Origin of the sequence: Shewanella sp. SM23 (genome assembly GCF_025654295.1) — a bacterium.
Taxonomy (GTDB): Bacteria; Pseudomonadota; Gammaproteobacteria; order Enterobacterales; family Shewanellaceae; genus Shewanella; species Shewanella oncorhynchi.
On record NZ_JAKKRM010000024.1, the window covers coordinates 1 to 15,100 of the forward strand.

At 47.9% G+C, this 15,100-nt stretch carries 13 protein-coding genes; 3 read left to right on the forward strand and 10 right to left on the reverse strand.

Annotated features, from left to right (window positions below):
- On the reverse strand, nucleotides 1-160 hold a 160-nt coding region (locus tag L5L98_RS20135), incomplete at its 3' end, for a transposase family protein (RefSeq protein WP_263139880.1).
- Nucleotides 161-221: 61 nt separating this feature from the next.
- Nucleotides 222-482, reverse strand: a complete 261-nt coding sequence (locus L5L98_RS20140; protein WP_263143104.1) for a thioredoxin family protein — start codon at nucleotides 480-482, stop codon at nucleotides 222-224.
- Nucleotides 483-1,050: 568 nt separating this feature from the next.
- Between L5L98_RS20140 and L5L98_RS20145 the strand changes: the two genes are divergently transcribed.
- Complete coding sequence (locus L5L98_RS20145) at nucleotides 1,051-2,688, forward strand: lactate permease LctP family transporter (protein WP_263143105.1); 1,638 nt, start codon at nucleotides 1,051-1,053, stop codon at nucleotides 2,686-2,688.
- A 401-nt stretch (nucleotides 2,689-3,089) separates the two neighbouring features.
- Here L5L98_RS20145 and L5L98_RS20150 read toward each other — a convergent pair whose 3' ends face one another.
- From L5L98_RS20150 to L5L98_RS20165, 4 genes are all read right to left on the reverse strand, one after another.
- On the reverse strand, nucleotides 3,090-3,416 hold the full coding sequence (locus L5L98_RS20150; RefSeq protein ID WP_263143106.1) for a putative quinol monooxygenase: 327 nt from the start codon (nucleotides 3,414-3,416) through the stop codon (nucleotides 3,090-3,092).
- A 99-nt stretch (nucleotides 3,417-3,515) separates the two neighbouring features.
- Nucleotides 3,516-3,971 (reverse strand): GNAT family N-acetyltransferase, encoded by a 456-nt coding sequence (locus L5L98_RS20155; RefSeq protein WP_131524255.1) that lies wholly within the window; start codon nucleotides 3,969-3,971, stop codon nucleotides 3,516-3,518.
- Nucleotides 3,972-4,133: 162 nt separating this feature from the next.
- Nucleotides 4,134-5,762, reverse strand: a complete 1,629-nt coding sequence (locus L5L98_RS20160) for a DHA2 family efflux MFS transporter permease subunit (protein ID WP_263143107.1) — start codon at nucleotides 5,760-5,762, stop codon at nucleotides 4,134-4,136.
- A gap of 1 nt (nucleotide 5,763) precedes the next feature.
- On the reverse strand, nucleotides 5,764-6,822 hold the full coding sequence (locus L5L98_RS20165; RefSeq protein WP_263143109.1) for an HlyD family secretion protein: 1,059 nt from the start codon (nucleotides 6,820-6,822) through the stop codon (nucleotides 5,764-5,766).
- 94 nt (nucleotides 6,823-6,916) lie between these two features.
- Between L5L98_RS20165 and L5L98_RS20170 the strand changes: the two genes are divergently transcribed.
- Both L5L98_RS20170 and mscL read left to right on the forward strand, forming a co-directional pair.
- Nucleotides 6,917-7,861, forward strand: coding sequence for a LysR family transcriptional regulator (locus tag L5L98_RS20170; protein ID WP_173496249.1), 945 nt, complete (start codon nucleotides 6,917-6,919; stop codon nucleotides 7,859-7,861).
- 203 nt (nucleotides 7,862-8,064) lie between these two features.
- Nucleotides 8,065-8,475: a large-conductance mechanosensitive channel protein MscL gene (mscL, locus tag L5L98_RS20175; protein ID WP_105250328.1), complete on the forward strand. Its 411-nt coding sequence runs from the start codon at nucleotides 8,065-8,067 to the stop codon at nucleotides 8,473-8,475.
- A gap of 77 nt (nucleotides 8,476-8,552) precedes the next feature.
- Here mscL and L5L98_RS20180 read toward each other — a convergent pair whose 3' ends face one another.
- The 4 genes from L5L98_RS20180 to L5L98_RS20195 all read right to left on the reverse strand — a co-directional run bounded on the left by L5L98_RS20180 (nucleotide 8,553) and on the right by L5L98_RS20195 (nucleotide 15,070).
- Nucleotides 8,553-8,876: an antibiotic biosynthesis monooxygenase family protein gene (locus L5L98_RS20180; protein WP_025008611.1), complete on the reverse strand. Its 324-nt coding sequence runs from the start codon at nucleotides 8,874-8,876 to the stop codon at nucleotides 8,553-8,555.
- 170 nt (nucleotides 8,877-9,046) lie between these two features.
- Entirely contained in the window at nucleotides 9,047-12,271 is a 3,225-nt protein-coding gene (locus L5L98_RS20185) for an efflux RND transporter permease subunit (RefSeq protein ID WP_263143110.1), read from the reverse strand.
- A 29-nt stretch (nucleotides 12,272-12,300) separates the two neighbouring features.
- Entirely contained in the window at nucleotides 12,301-13,566 is a 1,266-nt protein-coding gene (locus L5L98_RS20190; RefSeq protein ID WP_263143111.1) for an efflux RND transporter periplasmic adaptor subunit, read from the reverse strand.
- A 10-nt stretch (nucleotides 13,567-13,576) separates the two neighbouring features.
- Entirely contained in the window at nucleotides 13,577-15,070 is a 1,494-nt protein-coding gene (locus L5L98_RS20195; protein ID WP_263143113.1) for a TolC family protein, read from the reverse strand.
- Nucleotides 15,071-15,100: the final 30 nt, after the last annotated feature.

Here is a 15,100-nt window from a genome sequence, read left to right on the forward strand (position 1 = left end):
AAGATAGGTTCTCTTGGCCGAATTCTTCGATAGCTTGCCAGCCATCGCAACCTGAAGCGATAGCGGCTAAAACAAGAAAAATAATATCAACTAAATCATGGTCTAGGTTGATGTGAGAGCGAGGGTCTTCGATGAGTTTCAAGTGTTCAAACAGTGACATTAGGAATAGGTCGTTAGCATAACATGCTTGCTCTGATCCTGTTTAAGCCTAAAAGTTTCCGTTAGTTAACAAAGTATGATCCCGCCCTGTCCCTTAACCACCCCTCAACTTCATCGCGCGTCGGTACTGAGCCGCTATGTATGAGCTCACCATCGATCACTACCGCTGGGGTTTTCATCACTTTAAATTTCAATAGGCTTTGAGGATCTGTGTCCTTTTTTACAATCACATCCACGCCCATTTCTTCTGATATGTCCGCAATCATCTCAGCGGTTTTGCTACATTTAGCGCAACCACTGCCTAATACTTTGACTTGTTTCATGTTACTTCCTCAACGAACTGTGCTGCAAAATTAAAAATTTCAACCTACTGTCATACTCGCAGCCACATATAGCAAGGTAAATTTCCAGCCAAGCAAACTCATAGACAAGAGTATGGCAACATCTATAGCTCAATTCATGCCACAATAAGATAACTGCATTATCAGTTGTATTGTATTGATTGCTATTAATTTCTATCTCTAAAGATAAACAAATATTTATAAACCATCTGTTATAAACACTACCAAAAAACTAAATCAGTACAGCCTAGTTTTTCATAAAATCACAATACTCTAGTTAATTTCACGACTCACAAAAAATAATCTTGATAACACAATAAATATTAATACAACCTAAATTAGATGCTTGGTGAATATAGCTAAAACAGTCAATATTTTACTTGATTATTATTTAGGTATTTCCCCGTCATCATTTATCCACACATCTCGTGACCCATATCACTTATTGCAACATTTAAGATTGATCCTACATCACTAAACACTAGTATCTGCTATGTTGCGGCTGCGACACGATTTATCAACATATTATAACAATTACGGAAACCTCCCTATGACCTGGACCCAAACATACACGCCACTCGGTAGCTTGTGGCTAACCGCAATGGTTGCTTTACTGCCTATTGTGTTTTTCTTCCTAGCCTTAACTGTGTTAAAACTTAAAGGCTATATCGCTGGGGCATTAACCTTATTAATTGCCTTAGCAGTCGCGATACTCGCCTACAAAATGCCTATTAGTATCGCGCTTGCTTCTGCTATATATGGTTTTAGTTATGGGCTATGGCCAATTGCTTGGATTATTATTACCGCAGTATTTTTATATAAAATCACCGTTAAAACAGGTCAATTTGAGGTTATTCGCTCGTCAGTCATCTCAGTCACGGAAGATCAACGATTACAAATGCTATTGGTTGGCTTTTCATTTGGAGCCTTCCTCGAAGGTGCTGCTGGTTTTGGGGCACCTGTTGCTATTACAGCTGCGTTACTTGTCGGGCTTGGATTCAATCCATTGTATGCAGCAGGACTTTGCTTAATCGCAAATACGGCACCCGTCGCCTTTGGAGCTATGGGTATCCCAATTATCGTAGCGGGCCAGGTTTCATCACTAGACCCATTCCATATTGGACAACTCGCTGGCCGTCAGTTGCCAATATTATCGATTATTGTCCCCTTCTGGCTCATCGCAATGATGGATGGCATCAGGGGAATACGTCAAACTTGGCCCGCAACATTAGTAGCAGGCGTTTCATTTGCGATCACCCAATTTTTGACCTCAAACTTTATCGGCCCCGAATTACCCGATATTACTTCGGCGTTAGTCAGTCTAATTTGTTTAACGTTATTTTTAAAAGTCTGGCAACCAAAAGAAATATTCACTTTCTCAGGAATGAAACAAAGAGTTACTACCCCTAAATCTACTTTTTCTAATAGCCAGATATTTAAAGCATGGTCTCCCTTTATTATTCTCACAGCGATTGTAACCCTGTGGAGTCTTAAAGATGTACAACTGGCATTAAGTTTTGCCACTATCAGTATTGAAGTACCTTACTTACATAATCTCGTTATCAAAAGTGCGCCTATTGTCGCTAAGGAAACCCCTTATGCAGCAATATATAAACTTAATTTATTAGGCGCTGTTGGATCAGCAATTTTAATCGCAGCAATGATCTCAATTGTGGTCCTTAAAATGTCAATAAGTAATGCACTGACATCCTTTAAAGACACTTTAATTGAATTAAAATTCCCGATATTGTCAATTGGATTAGTATTAGCATTTGCCTTTGTCGCAAACTATTCAGGTCTATCTTCAACCTTAGCACTCGTGCTCGCAGGCACTGGCGTAGCATTCCCCTTCTTCTCGCCATTCTTAGGTTGGTTAGGTGTGTTTTTAACAGGTTCAGACACCTCATCAAATGCCCTATTTGGCGCGCTGCAAGCCAATACAGCAAACCAAATAGGTGTAACACCGGAGTTATTAGTCGCCGCAAACACTACGGGAGGTGTAACGGGCAAAATGATTTCGCCACAATCTATTGCCGTTGCTTGCGCTGCAACGGGATTGGCGGGTAAAGAATCAGATCTTTTCCGCTTTACGCTAAAGCACAGTCTATTTTTCTGTACTTTCATTGGCGTGATCACAGTACTCCAAGCATACGTAGTCCCTTGGACATTAGTGTTTTTCACTAAATAAAGCGATATCCAAGATATATTAAAAGCCGAGTGATAAACCACTCGGCTTTTTAGATTGGAATGGATATAAAACTCACTCTGCGATGAAATTCGAATGGGTTCAATTAAGCAAAGTAGCAAGGCAGCTTTATTAATCCCAGTGAAGTCATACAATCAAAGTCTAGGTTGTCATTCTTGTCGTAGATAACTACTCGGTACATTGATGACAAATGCAACTTAAGCCAGCAACTTTGCCTTATCCTTACCTAATATGCCTTTTAGCACTAAAGAGTTAAAGTGCAATGGTTCCAGCTGCGGCCATTAGTCACTTGCAGTATCAATGACTTCTATTCGGATAGAGATCTAAATACTGGCTCGATAGTGTTAATCAACACTGCAAGCTCCTAATAATTGGTCTCACGGTTAAACAATGATTTGGTGATAGGTTTCCACATGAAACGACTCAACCAATTCGGGCATAACTTGGTGGAAATAGTGTTGAATCGCATCTTTAGCGCAGTGCTCATCAAAGGCGGCAATATCGACAAACATTTCTACAAACGTCACGCGGCGTGGTTCATCACGGCTCACATTGAGTTCGTAACGAATACAACCCGCTTCGCGGCGCGTATCAGGAATAAGGCTCGCGAGCGCAGCTATTAGTGCTTCGGTTTTGCCCTCTTTAGCCAGAAAACTCGCCACGCAGGCAATTTGCTGTTGATTGATTCTATAGTCCGTTGAAGTCGACATCTCAGTTCCTTATTGGCTTAATGTTGAATGTTTATATGCCAAGCTTTTGTTGATCGCTTATGTTGATAATTGATGTAGATAACTCATATTGATAGCCGCTTATGCTGATTGGTAGCGCATATCCAAATGGGGAATACCATCTTCTAAGTACATCTCAGAGCAGGCGACAAAGCCGAGTTTTTGATAGAAAGCTTTGAGGTAATCTTGGGCGCCAATTTGGATCCCCGCATCGGGCCAAGTCGTCAGTGCTGATTCAATGGCGTGCTGCATTAAAGGCATGGCTAGCCCTTTGCCTCGACCCGCTGGCGATACCACCACACGGCCGATACTCGCCTCAGGATAACTCAACCCCGGCGGCAAAATACGCGCGTAGGCAAGCAGTTCCCCGTCTGGCGATAAACCGATCAAATGCTGGGTTTCTGGATGCCTATCCTTATCGTCAAGCTCAGGATAAGCGCAGGCCTGCTCTACCACAAACACATCGACTCTTAGCTTCAATATGTCATATAGCCTATTGGCATTTAATTGATTAAATGTAAGATTTTGCCACTGCAAACGATATCCCTCTGCAAATCATCGAAAAAGAACTTTGAGTCTACCACAGCATAAAGACCATAAAAAAGCGCCTTAATCCGCGAGGACTAAGGCGCAAAGCTGTTGCGCAAACCAATAGATCTGGGGAAATCTATGGCGACAACAGGATAACGAAAAACGTTATTACTCAACCATGGCATCGTGGGCCACAGGCCCTGTCGGTTTACGGATCAGCAGCACAGCGAATACGGCGATGAGTAGCAGAGCGCCCATGATGTAAAACACATCGTTATAGGCCTGAATATAAGCTTGCTGACTCATGGTTTGGCCCAGCAAGGCTTTCGCCTGCGCGGCGGCGGTATAGGGATCTGAACCTCCCGCCTGCAACATACTTGCGCTTTGGGTTAAATAATCCTGTGCTTGCGTGCTCACTGCGGGTAAAGATTCCTTAATATGAGCCAAATGCCCGCGCGACAAAGTGTCAGTCAGGGTCGCCACCAGCGCGATACCAAAAGCACCACCTAAGTTACGCATCACGTTTAATACCGTCGATGCCGAGGCATTTTCATGGGGTTTTAAATGCATAGTCGCAAGCATACCAATAGGCACCAGAATAAAAGGCTGACCTAAGGCCCGCACGACTTGCGAAGCGATCATCTGCGGTCCGGCATAATCTGCGGTCATCTGGCTATTCATGTAATAGCTAATGGCGAACATTAAAAAGCCAAAGGCAGCGAGATAACGACTATCGAATCGCTCCATCAATTTCGGCACTAAGGGCAAGACCAATAGCTGCGGAAATCCCATCCACATAATCACACCACCAATTTCTAACGGTGTGTAATCATGGACTTGTGATAGATAAAGCGGGATCAAATAAATAGCGCCGAATAGTGCCATGCCCAGTAAAAAATACGCCACGGTAGAGAGCACAAAATCACGCTTACCAAGCAGGCGTAAATTCACTAACGGTTCTTTACGCCTTAGCTGGATCCAAACAAACAACACCAGATTCACGACGGCAATAATGGCCAGATTACGAATGAGCTCCGAGCCAAACCAGTCCTTGCGGTTACCTTCTTCGAGCACCACTTCAAGGCAACCCATACCCAGCGCCATAGTGACTATGCCCGCCAGATCAACATTCTTCAGCTTATCCCAAACGACCGACTGCTTCTCTAAACCGTAGGCCAACATGGCCATCACCAACAAACCCGGTGGCACATTGATATAAAACAGATAATGCCAGCTAAATTGCTCGGTCAGCCAACCGCCTAAGGTCGGGCCGATTGAAGGCGCAAAAGTCGCCGTCACGCCAAATAACGCCATGCCGACGGCACGTTTGTTATCGGGTAAAAACTCAAGAATAAGCCTAAAGGCCAGCGGAATTAGTGCACCACCAAAAAAGCCCTGTAGCGCCCGAAAGGCGATCATGGCCTCTAAGTTCCACGCGATTGAGCAAAGCACAGAAGCAAAGATAAAAGCAGCCGTGGTCCATAACAGATAACGCCTGACCGACAATCCTGTGCTGAGCCAGCCAGAGAGCGGGATCGCGATCATCTCAGCAACCAGATACGCGGTTGAAATCCAGCTGCCTTCTTCGAGCGTTGCCCCAAGGCTTCCTTGAATCTCCTTCATCGATGCGTTGGTGATTTGAATATCGAGGATCGCCATAAAGGCGCCGATCAAACCACCAAATACCGCAATCCATGAACGGCGACTGCCACGCTCATAATCGGTAGGCTTTCTAGGTACACTGATGCCCTGCGCCTCCATATCGGCAGACGCAGTGATAGAGCCAGTTGCGCTCATACTAACGACCTGTATTTGCAGCGATTGCCGATGTTGATGACTCAGATGCCGTATCCACTTTTACGACTGCACTTAAGCCCGGTAGCATGTGTGCTTCTTCCTCAGTTAAATCTAAGCGAATACGCACGGGAATACGCTGCACGATTTTAGTGAAGTTACCTGTGGCGTTTTCCGCTGGCAGTAGACTGAATTTGGCTCCGGACGCCGGTGACAGACTATCGATAACACCTATAAAGGTTTTGTCGGGAAACGCATCGAGACTGACCTGCACCGACTGTCCTGGTTGCATATGTTGGATCTGGGTCTCTTTAAAGTTCGCCGTGATCCACACTGCCCCATCCGGAACCAAACTGTAGAGTGCTTGGCCGGGTTGCACGTACTGCCCCACCATAGCGCCACGTTTACCAATCACCCCAGAAAAAGGTGCGGTCACGCGGGTATCATTTAACTGAATTTTCGCCAGTTCTAAAGTCGCATTGGCCTGTTCAACCACAGAACCCGCCTGATCTAATTGGGCATTAAAAACCGCTAACTCACGTTGCTTTGCCACTAACACGGCTTGAGCTTCATCGAGACGGGCGGCGGCAGAATCAAATCCTGCTTGCAGTTGATCGACATCATCTTGGGAGCTGTAATTACTGACTTTAAGCTTTTTCGAACGGCTCAATTGTTGCTGTGCCCGTATTTTATCGGCCTTTGCCGCTACCACGCCTGCGCTGGCTTGAGTGATTAACGCCCGTTGCAACTCCACCTTTGCGGCTAAGGTTTGCAAGTCTGCCTTCGCACTCGCCTGTGAGGCTTCGGCTTGACTTACTTTGGCACTAAATTGGTTATCTTCCAGCTGAGCTAATAACTCACCCTTTTGCACATGCTGGTTATCGGTTACATCGCTTAACACAACGTAGCCGGGCACTTTCACGCTGATATGGGAAATATCGGCCTCAACATAAGCGTTATCCGTAGTTTCGATAAAACGTACCTGTGTCCACCAGTAATAACCGCCCCCTGCAACTGCAGTGAGTAACAGTGGAACGGCGATAATGAGTTTACTTTTGGACATGAATGACTCCTTGATTAGTGATATCTAGTGTACTACTGTCTCACTAAGTTTATTAGTCAGTAAAAAATCAACCCACTGTTTCACAGGTGTAACAATGATGGATCTCAATCGCGTGCAAATTTTCGCTCAAGTGGTCGAGCAAGGTAGCTTTACTGGCGCAGCTAAAGCCCTTGGGCTCACTAAGGCAACAGTCAGTCGTAAGATAGCCGAACTCGAAGCCGATACCGGCACACAACTGCTGTTTCGCACCACCAGAGCCCTAAAACTCACCGAAGCAGGATCGAGTTATTACAATAGGATCAATAAGATCCTCACCGATCTGCAGAGCGCCGAAAATCAGCTCAGCGCCCAACAGCAATTGATTAAAGGCAATCTAAAAATTGTCTGCCCAATTGAATTAGGCCAATTGTTTTTAGGGCCGATTTTCGCGCAGTTTTTAACGCTTTATCCCGAAATCACCATAGAGGCTGAACTCACCAATCGAAAGGTTGATGTGATAGAAGAAGGCATCGATCTATTATTTCAAATTGCCGATTCGGGTGACACTCGCTTGCAAAGCTATGCCTTAGTCAACGCCCATAAATCGCTCATGGCAAGCCCAGCTTATTTAGCTGCCCATGGAACGCCCAAGGTGCCACAGGACTTAGCCAAACATAAAGCGATTCGCTTGCAGTCGGCGCATATCGAAGGTGCGTGGAAATTATTCGATGGCAAAACTTGGATTGTCGCCGAGCCCAAGACTCAACTGACGGTAAACAATGTCACCCTCGCTCGCGAGGCCGCCATTGCGGGGCTTGGGATCACTGCGGTGCCATCCATCATAGCCCAAGTCGCATTAGAAAAAGGCGATTTAATCCCGCTACTAGATGACTATCCAATGGTGCAAACTAAGGTCGTGCTTAGCTATCCACAGCGGGCGTATCTACCGCGAAAATACCGCGTCTTTATCGAATTCATCTATAGCTCCCTATTTAAACGTTGGGGATCGCAAGTCTTAGAAGTCCCTGATTTTATCGGCCATGCCGATCTAGATGAATAAATCGAATACCCCAAACAGTAACAATTGTTACTTTGTAAAGTGTAAATCATTGCCTTGAGGATAAATCCTCTATGTCAGAATTGCCTTAATCCATAAGCCCCTATAAGCTTGGCAAGGTAACAGGCTGCAAAAGACCTTAGGTTTTCCTGATACAGTTTGCACAATAAAATTTAACATTTAATCTCAATTTTGGAGGAAACCTAATGAGCTTAATTAAAGAGTTCAAGGCTTTTGCGTCCCGTGGCAATGTGATCGACATGGCCGTTGGTATTATCATAGGTGCCGCATTCGGCAAAATCGTCTCGTCCTTCGTGGCCGATGTCATCATGCCACCAATTGGCATCATCCTAGGCGGCGTGAATTTTAGTGATTTGAGCATAGTGCTACAGGCAGCTCAAGGCGATGCGCCTTCTGTGGTCATTGCCTATGGCAAATTCATTCAGACTATTATCGACTTTACGATTATCGCCTTCGCCATTTTTATGGGTTTAAAAGCCATTAACACCCTAAAACGCAAGGAAGAAGATGCGCCTAAAGCGCCACCAGCACCGACCAAAGAAGAAGAGTTGCTGTCTGAAATCCGCGATCTATTGAAAGCTCAACAAGAAAAATAATCTCAAACTTGAGTGTCACGCATAAAAAACCCATCTCTAGAGATGGGTTTTGTTTTTTACATCAGCGAGATAAGTGATTACTCAGCTTCAACATGCACAGTTTCACTGTAATCTTGCACTACTTCTGCCACCCGAATGCGATAAGAGTTAAACAAACAGGGCACTATACCCGTTTGCTCAGCAATGCTGTGGGCCATCTGATTACGCCATTGGGTGATGGAAGCTTGGTCCTCCCAGAACGACAGGCTCAGTACTTTGCCATCGTCGGTTAGGCTCTGAAAACGTTCGATCGAAATCAATCCCTTGCGGCCTTCTAAATATTGGCGCATTTCAGCCGCCACGTGCAGATACTCTTCCTTCCCTTCCTTTGTCGGGATGACTTCAAAAATTACCGCAATCATAATGTTCTCCAGAAATGAATGTCCTTAATGTCGACTCTAAGACTAGCCCATCTATCACTCTTTAGCTCACTGATTTTTAGAGTTTTAGTCAATGTGATAACCCTGTCTACAACGAAGGCAATAACCCGAAACATAACAAGTTATTGCCCACGATGACGGCTTACTTGTGATTAACCGAGCTCATCAATGCGCTTATCGCCGCGATATAACCAGCGATACAAGGTCGGCAAGACGAGTAAGGTCAGCGCCGTCGAGCTAAACAAGCCACCGATAATCACCACTGCCAAGGGCTTTTGGATCTCACTGCCGACACCCGATGACAATAAAATCGGGATCAAACCTAAGGCCGAGGTCAGTGCCGTCATCAATACCGGCCGTAAACGCCCAACCGTGCCCTCATAAACACAATCATAGAGTGCTTCGCCGCTTTGCCTGCGCTGATTAATCGAATCCACCAGCACCACACCGTTGAGCACCGCTACCCCAAATAGAGTGATAAAGCCAATAGAGCTAGGCACAGATAAATAAGTGCCACTGACATACAGGGCCACTATGCCGCCAATCAAAGCTGAGGGCACGTTCGCCATGATGAGCAACACTTGCTTGAATGAACCAAAGGAGAAGTACAACAACAAGGCAATCAAGGCGATAGAAATCGGCACCACTAGCATCAACTTTTGCTGCGCTCGCTGCTGATTCTCATACTGGCCGCCAATGATCACTGTATATCCCGCTGGCAAATCCGCCTTTGGCACTAGGGCATAAATATCTTTTACAACCGAGCCCATATCGCGCCCCGCCACGTTGGCCTGCACCACAACACGGCGCTGCACATCGTCACGGCGAATATTCGGCGGCGCCATTTCCACTTCGACGCTGGCGACTTCCCCTAAGCGCACTGTGGCGCCATTTGTACCACTGAGTAATAAGTCTTTAATCGCATCAGGGCTTTGGCGAAACTCGGCCGCGAGTCGCACATTGATGTCGTATCTGGCATTGCCATCGATCACTTGCCCTGCACTCGCGCCGCCAATACCTTGGCTGACGAGGCTCATCACTTGATCGACACTGATGCCGTAACGCGCCAATAGCTCGCGTTTGGGGCGCACGACTAATTGCGCCTCACCGCTCACTTGCTCAAGCGACACATCCACGGCACCGGGGATTTTCGCGACAAGATCGGTAAGCGCTTGGCCTTTCTGTGACAATACTGCTAAATCTGGGCCGAAGATTTTGATCGCTAACTGGGCTTTTACCCCCGAAAGTAATTCATCTACCCGAGTCGCAATCGGCTGCGAAAAGGTCAACAAGAGTCCAGGGAACACGCTGAGCTTTTCCTCCATCAAGCGTTGCAGTTCCAAACGCGAGCTTGCCGACTGCCACTCTGCTATCGGTTTCAAGCCAATATAGACTTCAATATTACTCACAGGCTCGGGATCGCCGCCCAATTCAGGTGCACCAATGCGGCTCAGGGCATATTCCACCTCGGGAAATGCTAGCAAAATAGCCTCAAGCTTAGGTGCTACTTGAAGCGAAGTACCTAAACTCGCCGTCGGTGCCAGCGTCACCCTCAAGTTAATCGTGCCTTCCTCCAGTTCAGGCACAAATTCGGTACCCAGCCTTGGTAGCAATAATAGACTCAAGCCGAACATCACCAAGGCGCTGAGCATCACCACCTTTGGCCTAGCAAGCGTTGCCGTCAGTAACTTGCGATAAGCGGCATCCAGTGGCGCTAAAATAACACTTTGTTTAAGCATCACACCGCGCTTAAACAGATACACGGCAAGGGCTGGCACGGCGATCAGCGCCACCAGCAGCGCCGACATCATAGCCAAAATAATACTGACCGCCATCGGCTGGAACAGCTTGCCTTCAACGCCTTCGAGTGCAAACAGCGGCGCAAATACGACGATAATAATGGCGGTGGCGAAGAAGATTGGACTACACACCTCTTTTGCCGCGAGCATTATCCGAATAACCATATTCGATTCGCTGACATCACCACTGGCTTTAGCGCCATCCTCCTCACTGTGATAGGGATCGTCCTCACCATCGGCACGCGCCCTCGCCTCAGGTAAATGGCGGCGATCCGGTTGGGTTAAGTGTTTGAAAATATTCTCTACCATCACCACAGAGCCATCGACTAACATACCAATCGCCACTGCTAAGCCGCCGAGCGACATCAGGTTTGCCGACAGACCATAATAGGACATCACCATAAGCGCGAGCCCGATAGACACTGGAATCGACAGCAACACCAACAAGGTCGCACGGATATTGACGAGGAACAACGCCAAGATCACCACGATAAACACAAAGGCCATTAGCAGCGCATCGCGCACTGTGGTCACAGCCTTATCGACCAGATCCGCTTGGTCGTAAAACACCTCAAAGGACACGCCATCGGGCAAGGCCTGCTCAATAAGGCTCACCCGTGCACCAATATCGTCAATCGTCGCCTTAGTGTTTGCCCCCATGCGTTTGAGCACGACACCAGCCACCACTTCACCGAGATTTTGCACTTGGCCTGATTCATCGCGGCGCGTCATAGTCACAGCCCCGACACGGATCTCGCTGCCGAAATCCACCTGAGCGATATCGCCAATACGCACTGGCGTGCCGCTGGCTTCGGTCAGAGGGATCTGCGCGATCGCCGTTAATCCAGCGTCTCCTGCGGGCAACATGCCATAGCCGCGCACCACAAGTTGCTCTTGGCCTTGGTCCATAAACCAACCGCCAGCGTTGCGGTTATTGCTCTCTAGCGCTTCTGTCACCTGCGCCATAGACAAGCCATAGGCACGCAGTTTATTCGGGTCGACCTGCACTTGGTATTGGCGCACATCGCCACCAAAAGACAAGACTTCAGTCACGCCGCCCACGGGCATCAATATCAACTTCACCAGATAATCATTTAAGCTACGCAGCTCGGCGGCATTAATGCCAGAGTTAGGTTCTGCACGCAGAATATACTGATAAATCTGCCCTAATCCCGAGGTATTGGGGCCGATTTCCGGCACTCCGACGCCGCTTGGGATCATCTCCCGCGCCGCCTGCAACTGTTCAAACACTTGCTGACGAGCGAAGTAAATATCCGTCCCCTCGGCAAATACCACAGTCACAATCGACAAGCCGGTACGCGATAACGAGCGCACCTCAGTCACAGCTGGCAAGGCGTACATGGCCGATTCCACCGGATAACTGATAAGTTTTTCCACCTCTTCTGCAGCTAAGCCTTCGGCCGCTGTATTGATGGTCACTTGCACGTTAGTCACATCAGGAAAGGCATCGAGATTCAACTTAGGTAACATGGCCACACAGCCCACAATCACGGCGAGCAGAGCCAATACCACTAACAGCCGATTTTTAATCGCGGCTTCGATTAACTTTTGCAACATAGAAAATCTCCAAAATAAGGGCGCTCATATTAGTGGGCGTGAATATCAAAGCCCGCTTTCGCCTGCTCGGATGCCAAGAAGAACGCGCCAGCCACCACAACCTTGAGCTGTGCCTGTTGGGCTTTTTCAAGCTCAGGTCCACGCACTAGACTCAGACCACGTTGACGCTGCACCACTTCTACCTCAATGGACTCGAAGCCATCCTCATCTTGAATAAAAATCTGCCAATCGCCATCGCCGCCACGGGTCAACGCCGTATCGGGCAGCACTATGCCACTGCCGTTTGGATCGGTAGTAGAGCCAGCAAAGTAGAGTTCAGCAAATTGCCCCGCATGCAACACATGATCAGGATTGGGCATACTCACCAGCACTTGCTCGGTGCGCGTTACGCTGTCGAGTTCATGGGAGCGACCGATGATCTTACCTGCCAACGTCTTATCCCCTACTTGCACTAAAGCTGAACTGCCAACCTGGATATACGTAGTTTGAGTTGGGGTTAACTGCGCCTCAACCCATAAATAGGATTCATCGGTCAGTTGCATTAAGGGTGTGCCCGCGCTAAAAACTTGACCTAGCATGGCGATATCCTGCTGCACTCTGCCGTCAATTGGTGCTAAGAGTTGATAACTGCCTATGGCTTCGGGCGTCGATTCCAGTGCACGAATTTGCGCGGGCGTCATCTTAATTGCCTCTAAAATCGCCCGTTTAAGTTCGGCATCCACCTGCGCCTGCATCCGCCGACTGACGCTAACCGCACCTTCACTCATGCGTTTGACTCGGCTCCATTCGGCAGCGGCATTAATGTAGTCCGCCTGTGCCTGCGCAACGGCTGCGCCACCCAAGGTAAGTAAAGGCTCACCTTTTTTCACTTCTTGTCCCGGCACCACATGGCGCGCCAACACACGCACATCGAGCTGCGGCGCAAGGGTCGCGGTTCGATCGCGATCCACCACTAAGGTCGCCGTCGCCCTAATATCGAGATTCAAATTGGCGAGGTTCAAGCTATCGCTCGACAAAGGTAACAAGCTAATCCCCGCCAAGGCTTGCTGCGCTTCGGTCAATTTCAACGCCTGTTCGCCGTGTTCATCCGTCGGCGCCGTTTGCGTTACCGAATCGCCGCTTGCCTTAGCGACGGGAGCGTGATCACCGCCAGCCAATACAGGCTGAGCGAGAAATGCCAGCGTGCTCAGCACGAATAATGCGAGCGCAATTTTTGATAGGTTAAACCGACGCTTTTTAGGCGTCATTACAGCATCCAGTTGAAGGACATTTTCGTGGTGAGTATTTGAATTCATTATTGTGACCTCATGGGTTTACTGTGCGTGCGGCGGCATTAGATGTTATCGAAGGGACTGCATTTAGCTTTTCGATAATGAGCTTTTCGATAAAAGGCATAAGCTGGCCGCTTTCGCCCATCCAAGTTAACCAACTTTGATAGATAGCCGTTTCTAGGTTTAAGCCCACCAAATAACTGGCGGCTAACTGACGACGGCTCTGTAAGTACTCGCTAGTACTCACATCCCCCGCCTGCCATTGTTGGCTTAAGGATTTAGCGGCTTTAGCACCTGACACTTGCACTAACTCACGCCAGTCTTGGTAACGTTCAAGTAAACGCGGTAACGCATAGAGGAATTGTTTCTGCTTAGCGGTAAGCACTCGCTCACGGGCAAGATAGCCTTGCTCCGCGATAGCGATGCCCTTATCGGCCACTGCCTGTAACTCACTGTAGTTATTGCGAACTTGTAGAGGAATCGACACGCCGACACCGAGCTTATTGTCCGTGCCTTCCTTTTCAGCGCCTAGGCTAATAGTCGGGTCAGCCGAAGCTTCCGCTTTGACTTGCATGACATTAACTCTGGCGAGCAGCACTTGCTGATAAGCACTCGCCAGTGCTGGCAAGGCTGATGTAGAGGTGCCCAACTCGGCCGCTGGCGCTTGCTTAGCCTGAGTCACAAAGAAATGGATCTCTTTGATAAACTCACTAAAAGCGAAATTATTATCCCCAAGTAATTCAATTACTTTGCCATCGGCCACTAAGGCCACCTGCTCGGCTAAGGCGTAGTCGGCAGTATTAGAGGCGACTTCGAGTTGTATCAATTGCAGCTCGACGTTAGACAAATCCCCCGCCGCCAATCGCTGCTCAGCAATATTGAGCTGCGCCTTGGTAAACCTTAATTGCTGCTCGGCAAAGGTCAGCGCCTTACGGCTTTGCGCCTGTTCTGCCAAGGCCAGTAAGCGTTCGGCCAACATTTGGCTACGCTCTAACCCTATGTCTGCTAAAAGGATTTGCGCTTCAAGCTCGGCACGCTGTGTCGCCACGCCGCGCTTGTCACCCCAATCGAGGGTTTGACTCAGCCCTAAGCTATAAGCATCTGTATCAGCATTTTGATAATTAAGCCCAAGTTCTGGGTTATACACAGCGCGATCTGCCGCCTGAATGGCCAGTTTGGCTTGTTGCTGCCTTACTAGTTGCACCTGAACTTCAGGTAACTGATTGAACTGTGTAAGTAACTCAGGCAACCATTGGCCAAAGTTGACATGTGCCGTGTCGGTTTCTTTGGCGGGTAAACCCAGTGATTGCGCCTTAAATGCCTCAACTTCAGAGGCATTTATTTCAGGGGCATTAGCCTCAGAGGCTTTGGTTTCAAGGACCTTGACTTCAAGGACGTTGACTTCAAGAGAATCATTTTCTGCCGCGAGGGCAAAGGCTACCAATCCGGCGGCCAATACTAATCCGCAGCTAAACAAGCCCGATCTAAACAGACAAACTAAAGTACGGGCGAGAATCGTTTTTTTCATCGCAAATCCTAACAATATCGAATGTGGATC

What these genes read in the sequence shown, in the direction of transcription:
- L5L98_RS20190 (WP_263143111.1), bottom strand. Translation starts at nt 13,566, where the DNA reads ATGAATTCAAATACTCACCACGAAAATGTCCTTCAACTGGATGCTGTA.
- L5L98_RS20170 (WP_173496249.1), top strand. Translation starts at nt 6,917, where the DNA reads ATGATGGATCTCAATCGCGTGCAAATTTTCGCTCAAGTGGTCGAGCAA.
- L5L98_RS20165 (WP_263143109.1), bottom strand. Translation starts at nt 6,822, where the DNA reads ATGTCCAAAAGTAAACTCATTATCGCCGTTCCACTGTTACTCACTGCA.
- L5L98_RS20140 (WP_263143104.1), bottom strand. Translation starts at nt 482, where the DNA reads ATGAAACAAGTCAAAGTATTAGGCAGTGGTTGCGCTAAATGTAGCAAA.
- L5L98_RS20145 (WP_263143105.1), top strand. Translation starts at nt 1,051, where the DNA reads ATGACCTGGACCCAAACATACACGCCACTCGGTAGCTTGTGGCTAACC.
- L5L98_RS20160 (WP_263143107.1), bottom strand. Translation starts at nt 5,762, where the DNA reads ATGAGCGCAACTGGCTCTATCACTGCGTCTGCCGATATGGAGGCGCAG.
- L5L98_RS20150 (WP_263143106.1), bottom strand. Translation starts at nt 3,416, where the DNA reads ATGTCGACTTCAACGGACTATAGAATCAATCAACAGCAAATTGCCTGC.
- L5L98_RS20180 (WP_025008611.1), bottom strand. Translation starts at nt 8,876, where the DNA reads ATGATTGCGGTAATTTTTGAAGTCATCCCGACAAAGGAAGGGAAGGAA.
- mscL (WP_105250328.1), top strand. Translation starts at nt 8,065, where the DNA reads ATGAGCTTAATTAAAGAGTTCAAGGCTTTTGCGTCCCGTGGCAATGTG.
- L5L98_RS20185 (WP_263143110.1), bottom strand. Translation starts at nt 12,271, where the DNA reads ATGTTGCAAAAGTTAATCGAAGCCGCGATTAAAAATCGGCTGTTAGTG.
- L5L98_RS20195 (WP_263143113.1), bottom strand. Translation starts at nt 15,070, where the DNA reads ATGAAAAAAACGATTCTCGCCCGTACTTTAGTTTGTCTGTTTAGATCG.